General features: G+C 66.5%; 14 protein-coding genes. 8 read left to right on the top strand and 6 right to left on the bottom strand.

Annotation, left to right across the window (positions count from 1 at the left end; translation table 11 throughout):
* Positions 1-73 precede the first annotated feature (73 nt).
* Positions 74-1,774, bottom strand: a complete 1,701-nt coding sequence (ade, locus tag ACFPOB_RS06700) for an adenine deaminase (protein ID WP_377796918.1) — start codon at positions 1,772-1,774, stop codon at positions 74-76.
* 189 nt (positions 1,775-1,963) lie between these two features.
* On the opposite strand from ade, the gene ACFPOB_RS06695 reads away from it, so the two are divergent.
* The 5 genes from ACFPOB_RS06695 (at position 1,964) to ACFPOB_RS06675 (ending at position 6,157) form a co-directional block, all read left to right on the top strand.
* On the top strand, positions 1,964-2,248 hold the full coding sequence (locus tag ACFPOB_RS06695; RefSeq protein WP_377797340.1) for a GIY-YIG nuclease family protein: 285 nt from the start codon (positions 1,964-1,966) through the stop codon (positions 2,246-2,248).
* 52 nt (positions 2,249-2,300) lie between these two features.
* Entirely contained in the window at positions 2,301-2,999 is a 699-nt protein-coding gene (locus ACFPOB_RS06690) for a metal-dependent hydrolase (RefSeq protein WP_377796916.1), read from the top strand.
* 131 nt (positions 3,000-3,130) lie between these two features.
* Positions 3,131-3,418 (top strand): Asp-tRNA(Asn)/Glu-tRNA(Gln) amidotransferase subunit GatC, encoded by a 288-nt coding sequence (gene gatC / locus ACFPOB_RS06685; RefSeq protein ID WP_377796914.1) that lies wholly within the window; start codon positions 3,131-3,133, stop codon positions 3,416-3,418.
* A gap of 87 nt (positions 3,419-3,505) precedes the next feature.
* The gene (gatA, locus tag ACFPOB_RS06680) at positions 3,506-5,020 is read left to right on the top strand and encodes an Asp-tRNA(Asn)/Glu-tRNA(Gln) amidotransferase subunit GatA (RefSeq protein WP_377796912.1); all 1,515 of its coding nucleotides are present in this window, start codon (positions 3,506-3,508) and stop codon (positions 5,018-5,020) included.
* 249 nt (positions 5,021-5,269) lie between these two features.
* The gene (locus ACFPOB_RS06675; protein WP_377796910.1) at positions 5,270-6,157 is read left to right on the top strand and encodes a PhzF family phenazine biosynthesis protein; all 888 of its coding nucleotides are present in this window, start codon (positions 5,270-5,272) and stop codon (positions 6,155-6,157) included.
* Positions 6,158-6,278: 121 nt separating this feature from the next.
* On the opposite strand, the gene ACFPOB_RS06670 is transcribed toward ACFPOB_RS06675, so the two are convergent.
* Together ACFPOB_RS06670 and ACFPOB_RS06665 are read right to left on the bottom strand one after the other, a co-directional pair.
* Entirely contained in the window at positions 6,279-6,638 is a 360-nt protein-coding gene (locus tag ACFPOB_RS06670; RefSeq protein WP_377796908.1) for an MmcQ/YjbR family DNA-binding protein, read from the bottom strand.
* A gap of 87 nt (positions 6,639-6,725) precedes the next feature.
* Entirely contained in the window at positions 6,726-6,923 is a 198-nt protein-coding gene (locus tag ACFPOB_RS06665) for a DUF1127 domain-containing protein (RefSeq protein WP_377796907.1), read from the bottom strand.
* A gap of 135 nt (positions 6,924-7,058) precedes the next feature.
* Here ACFPOB_RS06665 and ACFPOB_RS06660 point away from each other — a divergent pair, with 135 nt between their 5' ends.
* Both ACFPOB_RS06660 and ACFPOB_RS06655 read left to right on the top strand, forming a co-directional pair.
* Positions 7,059-8,567, top strand: a complete 1,509-nt coding sequence (locus ACFPOB_RS06660; protein WP_377796905.1) for a winged helix-turn-helix domain-containing tetratricopeptide repeat protein — start codon at positions 7,059-7,061, stop codon at positions 8,565-8,567.
* A 55-nt stretch (positions 8,568-8,622) separates the two neighbouring features.
* Complete coding sequence (locus tag ACFPOB_RS06655; protein ID WP_377796904.1) at positions 8,623-9,012, top strand: GFA family protein; 390 nt, start codon at positions 8,623-8,625, stop codon at positions 9,010-9,012.
* 16 nt (positions 9,013-9,028) lie between these two features.
* Here the strand turns inward: ACFPOB_RS06655 and ACFPOB_RS06650 are convergent, their stop codons facing one another.
* A complete protein-coding gene (locus tag ACFPOB_RS06650) occupies positions 9,029-10,105 on the bottom strand; it encodes a malate/lactate/ureidoglycolate dehydrogenase (protein ID WP_377796902.1) in 1,077 nt (358 codons plus the stop codon).
* A gap of 178 nt (positions 10,106-10,283) precedes the next feature.
* Here ACFPOB_RS06650 and ACFPOB_RS06645 point away from each other — a divergent pair, with 178 nt between their 5' ends.
* Positions 10,284-10,679, top strand: coding sequence for a HesB/IscA family protein (locus tag ACFPOB_RS06645; protein ID WP_377796900.1), 396 nt, complete (start codon positions 10,284-10,286; stop codon positions 10,677-10,679).
* Positions 10,680-10,692: 13 nt separating this feature from the next.
* Here the strand turns inward: ACFPOB_RS06645 and ACFPOB_RS06640 are convergent, their stop codons facing one another.
* Positions 10,693-11,751, bottom strand: coding sequence for a GGDEF domain-containing protein (locus tag ACFPOB_RS06640; protein WP_377796899.1), 1,059 nt, complete (start codon positions 11,749-11,751; stop codon positions 10,693-10,695).
* Between the two features lie 99 nt (positions 11,752-11,850).
* Positions 11,851-13,323 carry a DEAD/DEAH box helicase gene (locus ACFPOB_RS06635; protein WP_377796898.1) on the bottom strand — a complete coding sequence of 491 codons (1,473 nt, stop codon included), beginning with the start codon at positions 13,321-13,323 and terminating at the stop codon, positions 11,851-11,853.
* Positions 13,324-13,423 lie beyond the last annotated feature (100 nt).

Below are 13,423 nucleotides of genomic sequence, written 5' to 3'. Positions count from 1 at the left end.
TCCGATAAGCTCCTTCTCGTCAGGAGAATCTCGGGTCTGGGCTTCGCTGCGCCCGAGAATGATGGCGAAGCTCTTAGGCAAAATCGAATCTATCAACATCGACAAGCCCTTTGTCGGTGATCTTGAGATGCGGGATCACCGGCAGGGTCAGGAAGGCGACCTGCAGGAAGGGTTCGGCCAGCACGACGCCGAGCGCCTTCGCCGCTGCACGCAACCCTTCCAGCCCATGCCGCACCGTCTCGAACGGCTGGTCGCTCATCAGCCCGGCGACCGGCAGCGCCAGCTCGGCCACGACGTTGCCGCCATCGGCCACGGCGAAGCCGCCGCCGGTCTCGATCAGCCGGTTGGCAGCCGCCGCCATCGAGGCTTCGTCGACGCCGACGACGCAGAGATTATGGCTGTCATGGCCGACCGAGGAGGCGATGGCGCCGTGCGTCATGCCGAAGCCATGGACGAAGCCTGAAGCGATGCCGCCATTGCGGCCATGACGCTCGATCACCGTGACCTTGACGGCATCCTGATCGAGATCGGGCAAGGCGAGGCCGTCGCGCGCAGGCAGGCGCATGGACAGCCGCTCGGTGATGATGCGGCCGGGCACGACGCCGATCACCGGCGTCTGCCCCTCGCGCGCCTTCACGGCGAAGTCTTCCGGCGCGAGCTTGCGGCTGCGGACGCTGGCGAGGCCGACCGGCGGAACCGTCGTCCTGTCGGCGAACAGGGCATCCTCGACCAGCCTGCCGCCGGCGAAGACCTGCTTGACGCGGCAGGCGGCGAGATCCTCGACCAGCACGATGTCGGCGCGCTTGCCGGGGCCGATCAAGCCGCGATCGAACAGGCCGAAATTCCGCGCCGCCGACAGGCTTGCCGTCCGGTAGGTCGCGAGAATGTCCGCGCCGTGGGCGATCGCGGTGCGGATCATGAAATCGAGATGGCCTTCCTCCGCGATGTCCAGCGGATTGCGGTCGTCGGTGCAGAAGGCGAGGAAGGGCGAGGCGTCGCGGGTGATCAGCGGGATCAGCGCGTGCAGGTCCTTCGAGACCGAGCCCTCGCGGATCAGAATCGCCATGCCCTTGGCAAGCTTTTCGCGCGCCTCGTCCGCGGTCGTGGTCTCGTGGTCGGTGCGGATGCCGGCGGAGAGATAGCCGTTGAGGTCGAGCCCGCGCACCAGCGGCGCATGGCCGTCGATATGCCGGTGCGAGAACGCCTCGAGCTTGGCGAGGCAGCCGGGATCGCGATGCAGCACGCCGGGAAAGTTCATGAACTCGGCAAGGCCGATCACCTTGGGATGGTCCATGAACGGGGTGAGGTCGGCGGCTTCCAGTGCCGCGCCCGCCGTCTCCAGATGCGTCGCCGGCACGCAACTCGAGAGCTGCACGCGCAGATCCATCCGCATCGCCTGCGCGCATTCGAGGAAATAGCGGATGCCCTCGGCGCCGAGCACATTGGAGATCTCGTGCGGGTCGGAGATCGCGGTGGTGACGCCGTGCGGCAGGACGCAGCGCTCGAATTCGAGCGGCGTCACCAGCGAGGATTCGACATGGAGATGCGTGTCGATGAAGCCGGGCACCGCGATCAGGCCTTTGGCGTCGAAGCTCTTCTTGCCCTCGTAGCGGCCATGGGTTCCGACGATCGTGTCGCCGCAGAGGGCGATGTCGGTCGGGGCGAGGTCGCCCGTGACGAGGTCGAACAGCTTTGCGCCGCGAATGACGAGATCGGCCGGCTCGTCGCCCCGTCCTTGCGCGATCCGGCGGGCGAGGGTGGCTGCGTCGGTCATGGAAAACCCTTTCGATCAAAAAGCGGTGGTCGTCCCGGGCGACCGAAGGGAGACCCGGGACCCATGCCGGAACATCGATCCAGGGAAGCTCGATTTTGTCGGCGGAGAAGCTAGTCTCGCCATGGTCAGGCATGGGTCCCGGGTCTGCGCTTCGCTCCGCCCGGGACGACTCGGATATTGGGTACGACTATGTGGCTCTACATTCTGGCGAGCCAGAAGAATGGCACATTGTATGTCGGCGTCACGAAATCCCTGTCGAAACGCGTTGAAGAGCATCGCGACGGTCGAGGTTCCGAGTTCGCCCGGCGTTATGGCGTCATGCGGCTCGTCTACGCTGAACCCTTCGCCGATCCCAATGATGCGATCGCGCAGGAGAAGCGTGTGAAACATTGGCGCCGCGCCTGGAAAATCGTCCTGATCGAACGCGCCAATCCCGACTGGAACGATCTCTATCCGACCACCCATCTCGATTGAGCCGCTCAGCCCGGCTATACCCTGCCGGCACAGCCTTTTCGCGGAGACCATCATGCAGCTCACCTGGTTCGGCCATTCGGCGTTTCGGCTCGACCTGCCCGGCGCCTCGGTCCTGATCGATCCGTTCTTCACCGGCAATCCTGCTTTCGAGGGCGATGTCGCAGTGGCCGGCAAGGGCGTCAGCCATATCGTCGTCACCCATGGCCATGGCGACCATGTCGGCGACACGCTCGCCATCGCCGCCGCGAACGACGCCACCGTCATCACCAATTACGATCTCTGCATGCACCTCGCCTCGAAGGGACTGAAGACATTCCAGCCGATGAACACAGGCGGCACCGTCGATCTCGGCGCCTTCTCGGTGACGCTGGTCCGCGCCGACCACTCTGCCGGCATGGGCGAGGCGGGCGTGGCCGTCCCGGTCGGCAACGCCAATGGCGCGATCATCAAGGCCCCCGGTGAGAAGACGCTCTGGCACATGGGCGACACCGACATCTTTTCCGACATGGCCCTCCTCGCCGAGATCCACGGGGTCGAGGCCTGCATCTGTCCGATCGGCGATCGCTTCACCATGGGCGCCAGGACCGCGGCGCTGGCGATGACCCGCTTCGTCAAGCCCAAGCTCGCCATCCCCTGCCACTACGGCTCCTTCCCGATCATCGCCCAGGATGCAGCGGTCTTCGTCGAGGGGCTGAAGGGCAGCGGCGTCGAGGCGCTGGTGCCGGAGAAGGGCAAGGCGGTCACGGTCTGACGCCACTATCGTTGTGAGCTGCGTGCAGTCAGCGGGCCGCAAGTAAGTGCTGACTTACTGGCGGTCCGCGCGCTATAGCGCTGGCGAACAATTACCGGCGCCGTTGCGCCAATCCCGTTAGGAGCCCGCCCATGTCGGTCGACGCCGCCACCGTCAAACGCGTCGCGCATCTCTCGCGCATCGCCGTCGATGATGCGGATGTGCCGAAGCTGCAAGGCGAGCTCAACGCCATCCTCGGCTTCGTCGAGCAGCTCAACGAGGTCGACGTCTCCGGCGTCGAGCCGATGACTTCGGTCACGCCGATGGCGATGAAGAAGCGCCAGGACGTGGTCAACGACGGCGAGATCGCCGACGAGATCGTCGCCAATGCGCCGGCCTCCGAGGACAATTATTTCATGGTGCCGAAGGTGATCGAATGAGCGCGTAACGCGCTCATTCGATCATCCTCGGACGTGCGGAGCACGATCCGGGGATCTCCTGCCGCTTGCCAGAACCGGACCTTTCCCGTGACCGATCTCACCCGCCTGACCCTGACCGAAGCCCGCGAGGGGCTGAAGGCCAAGCAGTTCTCCGCCACCGAACTTGCCAAGGCGCATATCGCCGCCGTCGAGCAGGCGCGCGCGCTCAACGCCTATGTGCTGGAGACCCCCGAGCATGCGCTGAAGCAGGCCGCCGCCTCCGACGAGAAGCTCGCCAAGGGCGAGGCCGGCCCGCTCGAAGGCCTGCCCCTCGGCATCAAGGACCTGTTCGCGACCAAGGGCGTGCGCACCACGGCCTGCTCGCGCATCCTCGGCAATTTCGTGCCGCCTTATGAATCGACCGTCTCGTCGCAGCTCTGGCGCGATGGCGCCGTCATGCTCGGCAAGCTCAACAATGACGAGTTCGCCATGGGCTCGTCGAACGAGACCTCGGCTTTCGGGCCGGTGGTCAACCCCTGGCGTCGGGAGGGTTCCAATGTTGGGGCAGGGGCTGCTGGCGCGATCGAGGGCAACCACTTAGTGCCCGGCGGGTCTTCTGGCGGCTCGGCCGCGGCCGTCGCCGCGCATCTCTGCCTCGCCGCGACCGCAACCGACACCGGCGGCTCGATCCGCCAGCCGGCGGCCTTCACCGGCACGGTCGGCATCAAGCCGACCTATGGCCGCTGCTCGCGCTGGGGCATCGTCGCCTTCGCCTCCTCGCTCGACCAGGCCGGGCCGATCGGCAAGACCGTGCGCGACTGCGCCGTGATGCTGCGTTCAATGGCCGGTCACGACCCGAGGGACACCACCTGCGTCGACCGGCCGGTGCCGGACTACGAGGCCTCGGTCGGCCGCTCGATCAAGGGCATGAAGATCGGCATTCCGAAGGAATATCGGCTGGAAGGCCTCAACGCCGAGATCGACGCGCTCTGGCAGCAGGGCATCGACTGGCTGAGGGCCGCCGGCGCCGAGATCGTCGAGATTTCGCTGCCGCACGCCAAATACGCGCTGCCGGCCTATTACATCGTCGCGCCGGCCGAGGCCTCGTCCAACCTCGCCCGTTACGACGGCGTCCGCTACGGCCTGCGCGAGCAGGGCCGCGACATCATCGAGATGTATGAGAAGACCCGCGCCGCCGGCTTCGGCGCCGAGGTCAAGCGCCGCATCATGATCGGCACCTATGTGCTGTCCTCGGGCTACTACGACGCCTATTACCTGCGCGCCCAGAAGGTGCGTACGCTGATCAAGCGCGACTTTGAAGCTGTCTACGACCAGGGCATCGATGCCGTGCTGACGCCGGCGACGCCGTCCTCCGCCTTCGGCATCGGCGAGAAGGGCTCGTCCGACCCGGTCGAGATGTATCTCAACGACGTCTTCACGGTGACGGTGAACATGGCCGGCCTGCCGGGCATCGCCGTGCCGGCGGGGCTCGACAGCCAGGGCCTGCCGCTTGGCCTGCAGCTGATCGGCCGTCCGTTCGACGAGGAGACCTTGTTCTCGCTCGGCCAGGTCATCGAGGAAGCCGCCGGCCGCTTCCCGGTGGGCGAGCGCTGGTGGGCGTGAGAAGGCTCTAACTGCCTCCCATCCCGTTGGTCATCCCGGACGCAGCGAAGCGGGAATCCGGGATCCATTCCGGAGCCTTTCCGATTGAGGTTCCGGAATGGGTCCCGGGTCTCCCTCCGGTCGCCCGGGACGACCCGGAGAGGGTGGATTCTAAGTTCAGCCGGCCCGAGCTGATCGGTCGCATTCCGATTCCTGATTTCCCGGCCGCCGCTTCCGGTGTCAGTCTTTGCCGACAAGCCGGAGATCGCCATGCCGTCCTATCCGTTCGAGACCGTCGACGTCTTCACCGACACCCGCTTCGGCGGCAATCAGCTCGCCGTCTTCACCGATGCACGCGGGCTCTCGGATGCCGAGATGCAGGCGCTGGCGGCGGAGATGAACTATAGCGAGACCACCTTCGTGCTGCCGCCGCGCGATCCGGCCAACACGGCGCGCGTCCGCATCTTCCATCGCACCGCCGAGATGCCTTTCGCCGGCCATCCCAATGTCGGCACCGCCTGCGTCCTCGCCGGCCATGGCCGCGACAGCGACGGCATCCTGCTGTTCGAGGAAATGGCGGGGCTCGTCGAGGTCCGGGTCGCCCGCGATGGCACAGGACTGGTGACAGGCGCGACCATCGCCGCGCCGCAGGCTCTCTCGCTCGGTATCCAATTGCCGCCCGATGCGATCGCCGCCTGCGCCGGCCTTCAGGCGCAGGACGTGCTCACCGGCCGCCATCCGCCGCAGCAGGCCTCGGTCGGCGTCAACTTCGTCCTCGTCGAGCTCACGCCGGAAGCGCTGACGCGGGCGACGCCGGATATCGCCGCCTATCGCCGGCTCGAACAGGCCAACCCGGCTCTCGAAGGCCGTCTGTCGATCTTCTTCTACGCTTGGGATGGCGACAGGGTCCGCGCCCGCATGTTCGCGCCGCTCGCGGGCACCTGGGAGGACCCCGCGACCGGCAGCGCCAGCGCGACGCTGGCAGCTCTCACCCTGTTGCTTTCCGACAAGGACAGCATCGCCTTCGAGATCGCGCAAGGCGTCGAGATGGGGCGGCCGAGCCTGCTGCAGGTCACGGCGCGGCGCGTCGATGGCGAGATCCGCGCCACCGTCGGCGGCGGCTGCGTGCCGGTTCTGCGCGGTGAGGCGACGGTCTAAAGATTGCTCGTCATGTTCGGGCTTGACCCGAGCATCCCATGCAGGACGAGGGCCTGTCAGCGCGCTCTGGTCCTGAGATTCTCGGGTCTGCGCTTCGCTTCGCCCGAGAATGACGCGGTTGTTAGCCGAGCCCGAGCTCCGCGCGAACCTTCCTTGTCAGCCCGGCCGCGACCAGCCGATGGCTCTCGCGCAGATAGTCGCGAAAGGCATCATCCGGCAGGCCTTCGTCGGAGAAGCGCTGGATCCACTTCATCCCGCGCGAAGCGAGATAGGGCGCGGGCCTACAGCCGGGCGCGTCGCGCAGCATCTCATAGGCGACGGCTGAGCATTTGAACGAGACGAACAGCATCCCCTCGGCATCGTCGCGGCCGAGGGCGAATACCTTGCCGCCGACCTTCCAGACATCGGCCCCACCCCATTGCACGACATGGCTGGTCGCGGGCAGGGCGGCGCAGAAGGCGTTGTATTCGGCGAGGGTCATGTCGTCCTGCTGTCGCGAGTCGCTCTGTCGGGTCACTTGATATCCTGATCGCAGCGGCCGCGTGTCCGGAGCGGGCGACCCGATCCGCTAGCGCTGCCAGAAGCGCTTGGCGATCTCGGTTTCGACCTGCTGTTTCGTGAGGCCGATATCCTTTAGCAGGTGCGGGTTCTCCTGCGCCATCTGCGCCAGCTTCCAGCGCGTGCGGATGCGCTCGCGCCAGATCGCCAGCAGGCCCTGCGGGGCAGCCTGGTCTGAATTCGACGCGAGCGTGGGAGCATCGTGCATGGCAGCCTCCCGTGGTTCAGGCGCAAGCGGCGCCCCGAGTGAAGGGAGGTTCCGTTCTGCTCGATGCAGGCGGCGCGGTCCTTAAGCCCATGCGAAGAGTTCCAAAAACTTCCAAAGGAGCTATGGATTCAGCCTATGCAGGGAGCGCGCTTCGCCTTTGGACCGTTCGTGCTCGATCCGAGCGCGGGAACGCTCCTCGAGAACGGAGTCCCTGTCGCTGCCAGCTACCGCGGCCTGAAGCTGCTCGCGGCGCTCGTGGGACGTCCTGGCGACATCCTGAGCAAGGCCGAGCTGCTGGAGGCCGCCTGGCCGGGCATGGCCGTCGAGGAAGGCAATCTCACCGTACAGATCGCACAACTGCGTAAGCTGCTCGGCGAGCCCGCAAATGGTGGTGATTGGATCGTCACGGTACCGCGTGTCGGCTACCGCTTCGCCGGACTGGTCGAACAACTGGGCAGTGCGAGGCGAGAGCCCTTGCCGCTGCCGAGCAAGCCGTCGATCGTCGTGCTGCCCTTCTTCAATGTCAGCAGCGATCCCGGGCAGGAAAGCTTTGCGGACGGACTGACCGAGGACCTGATCACCGACCTGTCGAGGACCGCGGAACTGTTCGTCATCGCCCGCAATTCGGCCTTCGCCTACAAGGGCAAGGCGAGGGAGGTGCGCGAGATCGCCGAGGAACTCGGCGTGCGCTACCTGCTGGAAGGAAGCGTCAGGCACGCTGCCGGGCGGGTTCGCATCAACGCCCAGCTCGTCGATTCGCTGACCGGCGATCATCTCTGGGCCGAACGCTTCGATCGCGAGCTGGGCGACATCTTTACGGTGCAGGACGAGGTCACCGCCAGGATCGTCCAGGCTTTGCTGGGTCGCCTGCGCACACCGCCGCCGAGGCAGCGACCGAAATGCCTCGAAGCCTACGATCTCTGCGTGCGGGCGCGCCGGCTTATGGACGACACGCCGCAGGCAGCGCAGGAGGCGCACCTGCTGCTGACGCGCGCAATTTCGCTCGATCCGGACTATGCCGAGGCCTATCGCTGGCTCGCCTTGAACCACTGGATGGGCTGGGTGCATTCTGGCGGGCCGAGCGAGGCCTCCCGCGGCACCGCCCTTGAACTGGCGCGCAAGGCCGTCGCGCTGGACCCCGGCGATGCCGGCTGCCGTTGGTCTCTCGCCTATCTGCTCGCCTATGAACGGAGCTTCGCTGAAGCGGATGCGGAATTCGCTCGGGCGATCGAGCTCGATCCGAACGAAGCCGATGCATGGGCAGCGCTCTCCGATATCACTGTGCTGGCCGGGCGGGTCGAGGAGGGCCTCGAGCATATTCGCAAGGCTTTCCGGCTGAACCCGTTTCCGGCGAGCTGGTATTATCTACCGCTTGGGCAGGCTCTCTACGCCGCCGGCGAGCATCAAGCCGCCGTCGCGGCGCTGCGCCGGGACGACACGCATCGGACCAGCTCGCGCCGATTCCTGGCGGCGAGCCTGGCTCAGATCGGGCAGCTTGATAAGGCGCGTGCCGAGGCCGAGCTCTTCCTCGTCGGCAATCCGGATTTCAGTATTCGCCATTGGGCGGCAATGGAGCCGTTCCGTGACAATGCGCTGCGTGAGCGCTTCGTCGAGGGTTTCCGCAAGGCTGGCTTGCCGGAGTGACGGAACCAGTCCGACCGGGCATGGTTGATCTGCCGCTCAGGAGCGCGAGGCGACGATGAAACTCTCAGGCGGCTGCAATTGCGGGCAGGTTCGCTACGAGCTCGACGGCGAGCCGATCCGCGTCGGCATCTGCCATTGCGAGACCTGCCGGAAGGGTTCGGGCTCGGCCTTTTCCTATTTCGGCATCTGGCCGAAGGCCAGCGTTACCTGGTCTGGAGAACTTGCATCCTGGTCGAGCCGCGCCGGCGGTGAGCGCTTCTGCCCGGCCTGCGGCTCGCCGCTGTTCTGCTGGGCGGAAGGCTCCGACGAGATCGAGATCAAGCTCGGCAGCCTGGACAGCCCGCCGAGCGCGCTGGTGCCGGCCTACGAACTCTGGACCATCCGCCGCGAGCCCTGGCTGGCACACCAGAAGGGCGCCGAGCAGCACACCCGCGATCGCGAGTAGTCACGCCAAGCGGAAGTTAGAAACTCTCGGCGTCGACCCCGTGGGCCTTCGCTGCGGCGACGATTTGCGACCAGGTCTCGTCGTCGAGCGGGATGCCGTCGCGCTCGCGCTCGATCCGCGTCTTGCGCTCCTTGTCGCCGGGCGCCAGCACGGGCTGCGAAGGATCCTGCGGCGCGGCGGCGCGTACGAAGGCAAGGTAGCTCTCGATCCGCTGCTGCCGGAGGGCGGCATCGGGCTCAAGCCGGGCCGGGTCGATCAGTACCCCGAACAGCGAGTTGATGATCCAGCTCTTGTGCGGCTTCTCGTCGATGCGGGCCGCACCCATCAGCCCGGCCGAGAGCAGCTCGGCGATCAGCGAGAGACCGGCGCCCTTATGGTCGCCGAAGGGCAGGAGCGCGCCGAGCGGCAGCCCCTCCTGCAGGAAGACATGCCGGGGCTCGACGGTCGGGCGGCCCTCGCCGTCGATGATGTAGCCTTCCGGCACGGTGACGCCCTTGTTGAGCGCGACGCGTGCCTTGCCATGAGCCATGCGGCTGGTGGCGAAGTCGAGGATCAGCGGCTCGCCGCCGGGCACGGGCAGGCCGATCGAGATAGGGTTGGTGCCGAAGCGCGCCTGCTTGGCGGCGAAAGGGGCGACGATCGGCGGCCGTCCGGCGACATTGACCCAGAACACCGAGATCAGCCCCGCAGCCGCAGCGACCTCGGAATAGTGGCCGATGCGGCCGATATGGTGCGAATCGAGCAGGTTGAGTACGGCGACGCCGCCGGTCTGTGCGATCGCGACGGCGCGGTCGACGGCCCCTCGCGCAGTCGGTTGGCCGAGCGCGACATTGCCGTCGACGATCAGGAAGGGACCGGCCTGGCTGCGAATGCTGAGTTTGGCCTGCGGCGTCAGATGGCCGTCGGCGAGCGAGTTGAAATAGAGCGGCAGCATGCCGATGCCATGGCTGTCATGGCCGCTGAGATTGGCCAGCACCAGATGCTCGGCCGTCTCCTTCGCCTCGTCCTCGCTCCAGCCGGCAGCGGTTATCATGGCGCGGGTGAGGGCACGGAGCGCCTCGGGCCGGTGCAAGCGATAGGATGTCATGGCCATCTGTCAGATGCTGAAATGATCCGCGCAGAGTGCACGGGCGTGCGCTCCATGCAATGGACGCAAGCAAATGGCGCCGTCCCGGCCGGTGCATCTCGACGTTGCGCTCACCAATCCTTATGTTGCCGTCAGCAATCCTGTTTTCACCGGACCTTGAATCCGGTCGAGGAGGGACGAGGATATGTTTTCGATACCCGGCCTGAAGGTCGTCTCGCTGACCGACGCCGCCGCTCGGCGCATTCGCGAGATCATGGCGCAGTCGGTGCGCGACAATCCGGATTCGCCGGCGCTCGGCCTGCGCGTCGGCGTCAAGAAGGGCGGCTGCGCCGGCATGGAGTACACCTTCGAGGTCGCGCGTGCGGTCGGCAAGGGCGACGAGGTCGTGACCGAGAAGGACGCGACCGTGATCGTCGACGCCAAGGCGGTGCTGTTCCTGCTCGGCACCGAGCTAGACTTCAAGACCGACCGTTTCTCCTCGACCTTCGTCTTCAACAATCCGAACCAGGTCTCGGCCTGCGGCTGCGGCGAATCGGTCGAGATCAAGCCGCGCGCCGAAACCGCGCTGGCGGCCCAGTAAAAATCAGGATCGCTCAGGCGACCTTCGCCGCGTCCTGGACCGCGTCCTCGGTGACCGTGCGGTTGCGGCCGTCGCGCTTGGCCTGCAGCAGCGCGTTATCGGCCCGCTCGACGATCGAGCTCGCGGTGTCGCCACGCCGGTAGACGGCAACGCCGAGCGAAATGGTGATGCGTCCGAGGCTCTCATTGGTCGAGCGCTTGACCAGCTCCCGGGTCAGCAGAGCCTGACGCACGGTCTCGGCCCCGAACTTGCCGGCGACAACATCCGCGTCCGGCAGGATGATGGCGAACTCCTCGCCGCCGAAGCGGGTGATGATCGCCTTGTCCTTGAACTTGTCCTTCATCGTCCTGGCGACCAGGCGCAGCACCTGATCGCCAGTCAGATGGCCGTGCATGTCGTTGAAGTTCTTGAAGAAGTCGATATCGGCCATGACCAGCGCGAAGGGCTCGCGCCGCAGCGTCGCCTGATCGATCGCCTTCTGCAGCATCTCCTCGAAATGGCGACGGTTGGCGAGGCCGGTGAGGGGGTCGGTCAGCGCCTCTGCCCGCGTCGATTCCAGCGCCTCGCGCAGATTGTGGATCTCGTGCGCGCTTTCGCGCAGCTGGCCTTCGAGCTGGGTCTTCCGAGCGACCTCCTCGCGGGTCGACAGGACCAGAGCCTCGACCCATTCGCGCAGCTTCTGCCGGTCGGCCGAGGGAGGCACCTCTTCCGACATGGCGCAGAGCCGACCGTGATACTGCTCGCTCGAGCTCAGGGCCCGGTCGACCAGTGCCATCATGCTGTCGATCTCGGCGAGCACCTGCAAACTGGTGCGCTCGGCCTGGCGCGTGAGGCGGTCGGTGCTGATGAATTTCTCGTAGAGCGTGTCGATGTCTGCGGCGCCGACCTCGCCATTGCTGGCGGCGATCACGGCGTTCATCGCCATGCTGAGAGCCGGCACTTCGCCGCTGAGATGAGCGTACCAGACCTCGAAGGAACGCGGATAGCCGGGAGAATAATGCTGACGCATCGCCGTGACGACCTGTTCAGCGAGGTCGTGAACCTGCGGCGAGCCCGATCGGCTGTTGGTCATGACGTCCTGTCCCCCGCCGGGCACGAAATTCTTCCGCGCCCGCTACGCGCCTGACCGTAGGGCAGACGGAGTTAATGCAAGGTTGCAGGGACGTACGATTCAGCCGACGCGGACCGGGCGCAGCAGGAAGGCGGGAACGTGGTCGCCGAGGCCCTTGACCTCCGGGCCGTCATCGAGATCGTCGCGTCGCGAGGAGCGGCCACGCTGGCCTCGCGGATCGCCGTTGCCGGCGGTCTCTTCGCGGCGTGGCGCGCGCGGCGCATCGTTGCTGCGCGCGGCCTCGGCTTCGGCCCGCTCGGGCCGGCTTTCGGACCGGACGTGCTCGCTCCTTGCCTCGCCTCGCGGCGGCCTGCCATCGCGCCCGCCGCGTTGTGGCCGGCCGCCCTTTCGGTCGTCGCCACGGCGGCCGCGGTGTTCCTCGCGCGGCTCGGCTGCCGGCAGGCTCTCAAGGCCCGGCCCGGCCCATTCGATGCTCTGGCCGGTCAGCTTCTCGATCGCGGCCAGGAGCTTGTCGTCATGCCGCGTGACGATGGTGAACGAAGCGCCTTCGCGGCCGGCGCGGCCGGTACGGCCGATGCGGTGGACATAGTCCTCGGCATGGGTCGGCACGTCGAAATTGAAGACGTGGCTGACCGCGGGGATGTCGAGGCCGCGGGCCGCGACATCGCTGGCGACCAGTATCGGGTTCTCGCCCGTGCGGAAGGAATCGAGCGCCGCCATGCGGGCGTACTGATCCATGTCGCCATGCAGAGCCACGGCGGGGAAACCATGCTTCTGCAAGGACTTGTGCAGCGTTGCTACATCGCGCTTGCGGTTGCAGAACACGATCGCGTTCTGTAGGTCCTTGGCGTCCTTGATCAGCCGGCGCAGCGTATCGCGTTTCTCGTAGTCCTGGCTGTGCGAGGCGACCAGACGCTGGGTGATCGTCGCGGCCGCAGTTGCCGGCCTGGCGACCTCGATGCGGACCGGATTATGCAGGAACTGCTCGCTGATCCTGGTGATCTCGGGCGGCATCGTCGCAGTGAAGAACAGTGTCTGGCGCGTGAACGGCACCAGCTTGCAGATTCGCTCGATGTCCGGGATGAAGCCCATATCGAGCATGCGGTCGGCCTCGTCGATGACGAGCAGCTCGACGCCGGTGAGCAGTAGCTTGCCGCGCTCGACATGGTCGAGCAGGCGGCCGGGCGTGGCGATCAGCACGTCGACGCCGCGCGTGATCTTGGCATCCTGGTCGCCGAAGGAGACGCCGCCGATCAGCAGCGCCACCGAAAGCTTTTGGTTGACGCCATAGCGGACGAAGTTTTCTTCGACCTGCGCAGCAAGCTCGCGCGTCGGCTCCAGGATCAGCGTGCGTGGCATCCGGGCCCGGGCGCGGCCGGTCTCCAGGATGGTCAGCATCGGCAGGGTGAAGGCCGCGGTCTTGCCGGTACCGGTCTGCGCGATGCCGAGCACGTCCTTGCGGGCGAGCACATGCGGAATGGCCTGGGCCTGGATGGGGGTGGGCGTCGTGTAGCCGGCGGCGGAGACCGCCGTAAGAACCTTATCGCTCAGGCCGAGTTCGGCAAAAGACATCGATGGTTGCGCTTCTCAAGGGTCGGGGACACGTGGCGGGATGACCGTTCAACCGCAACGGTGGCGCGACTTTGCTGGGTTGCGCGCCTTCGGACGCCCG

Source organism: Allobosea eneae (genome assembly GCF_042657265.1).
GTDB classification, from domain to species: domain Bacteria; phylum Pseudomonadota; class Alphaproteobacteria; order Rhizobiales; family Beijerinckiaceae; genus Allobosea; species Allobosea eneae.
Note: the sequence above shows the minus strand (reverse complement) of the source record. Positions and strands in the feature narration are given on the sequence as shown.

Excerpts from the sequence above, each read along its gene's own strand:
- ade (WP_377796918.1), bottom strand. The coding sequence starts at position 1,774 with ATGACCGACGCAGCCACCCTCGCCCGCCGGATCGCGCAAGGACGGGGC.
- ACFPOB_RS06695 (WP_377797340.1), top strand. The coding sequence starts at position 1,964 with ATGTGGCTCTACATTCTGGCGAGCCAGAAGAATGGCACATTGTATGTC.
- ACFPOB_RS06690 (WP_377796916.1), top strand. The coding sequence starts at position 2,301 with ATGCAGCTCACCTGGTTCGGCCATTCGGCGTTTCGGCTCGACCTGCCC.
- gatC (WP_377796914.1), top strand. The coding sequence starts at position 3,131 with ATGTCGGTCGACGCCGCCACCGTCAAACGCGTCGCGCATCTCTCGCGC.
- ACFPOB_RS06675 (WP_377796910.1), top strand. The coding sequence starts at position 5,270 with ATGCCGTCCTATCCGTTCGAGACCGTCGACGTCTTCACCGACACCCGC.
- ACFPOB_RS06670 (WP_377796908.1), bottom strand. The coding sequence starts at position 6,638 with ATGACCCTCGCCGAATACAACGCCTTCTGCGCCGCCCTGCCCGCGACC.
- ACFPOB_RS06665 (WP_377796907.1), bottom strand. The coding sequence starts at position 6,923 with ATGCACGATGCTCCCACGCTCGCGTCGAATTCAGACCAGGCTGCCCCG.
- ACFPOB_RS06660 (WP_377796905.1), top strand. The coding sequence starts at position 7,059 with ATGCAGGGAGCGCGCTTCGCCTTTGGACCGTTCGTGCTCGATCCGAGC.
- ACFPOB_RS06655 (WP_377796904.1), top strand. The coding sequence starts at position 8,623 with ATGAAACTCTCAGGCGGCTGCAATTGCGGGCAGGTTCGCTACGAGCTC.
- ACFPOB_RS06650 (WP_377796902.1), bottom strand. The coding sequence starts at position 10,105 with ATGGCCATGACATCCTATCGCTTGCACCGGCCCGAGGCGCTCCGTGCC.
- ACFPOB_RS06645 (WP_377796900.1), top strand. The coding sequence starts at position 10,284 with ATGTTTTCGATACCCGGCCTGAAGGTCGTCTCGCTGACCGACGCCGCC.
- ACFPOB_RS06640 (WP_377796899.1), bottom strand. The coding sequence starts at position 11,751 with ATGACCAACAGCCGATCGGGCTCGCCGCAGGTTCACGACCTCGCTGAA.
- ACFPOB_RS06635 (WP_377796898.1), bottom strand. The coding sequence starts at position 13,323 with ATGTCTTTTGCCGAACTCGGCCTGAGCGATAAGGTTCTTACGGCGGTC.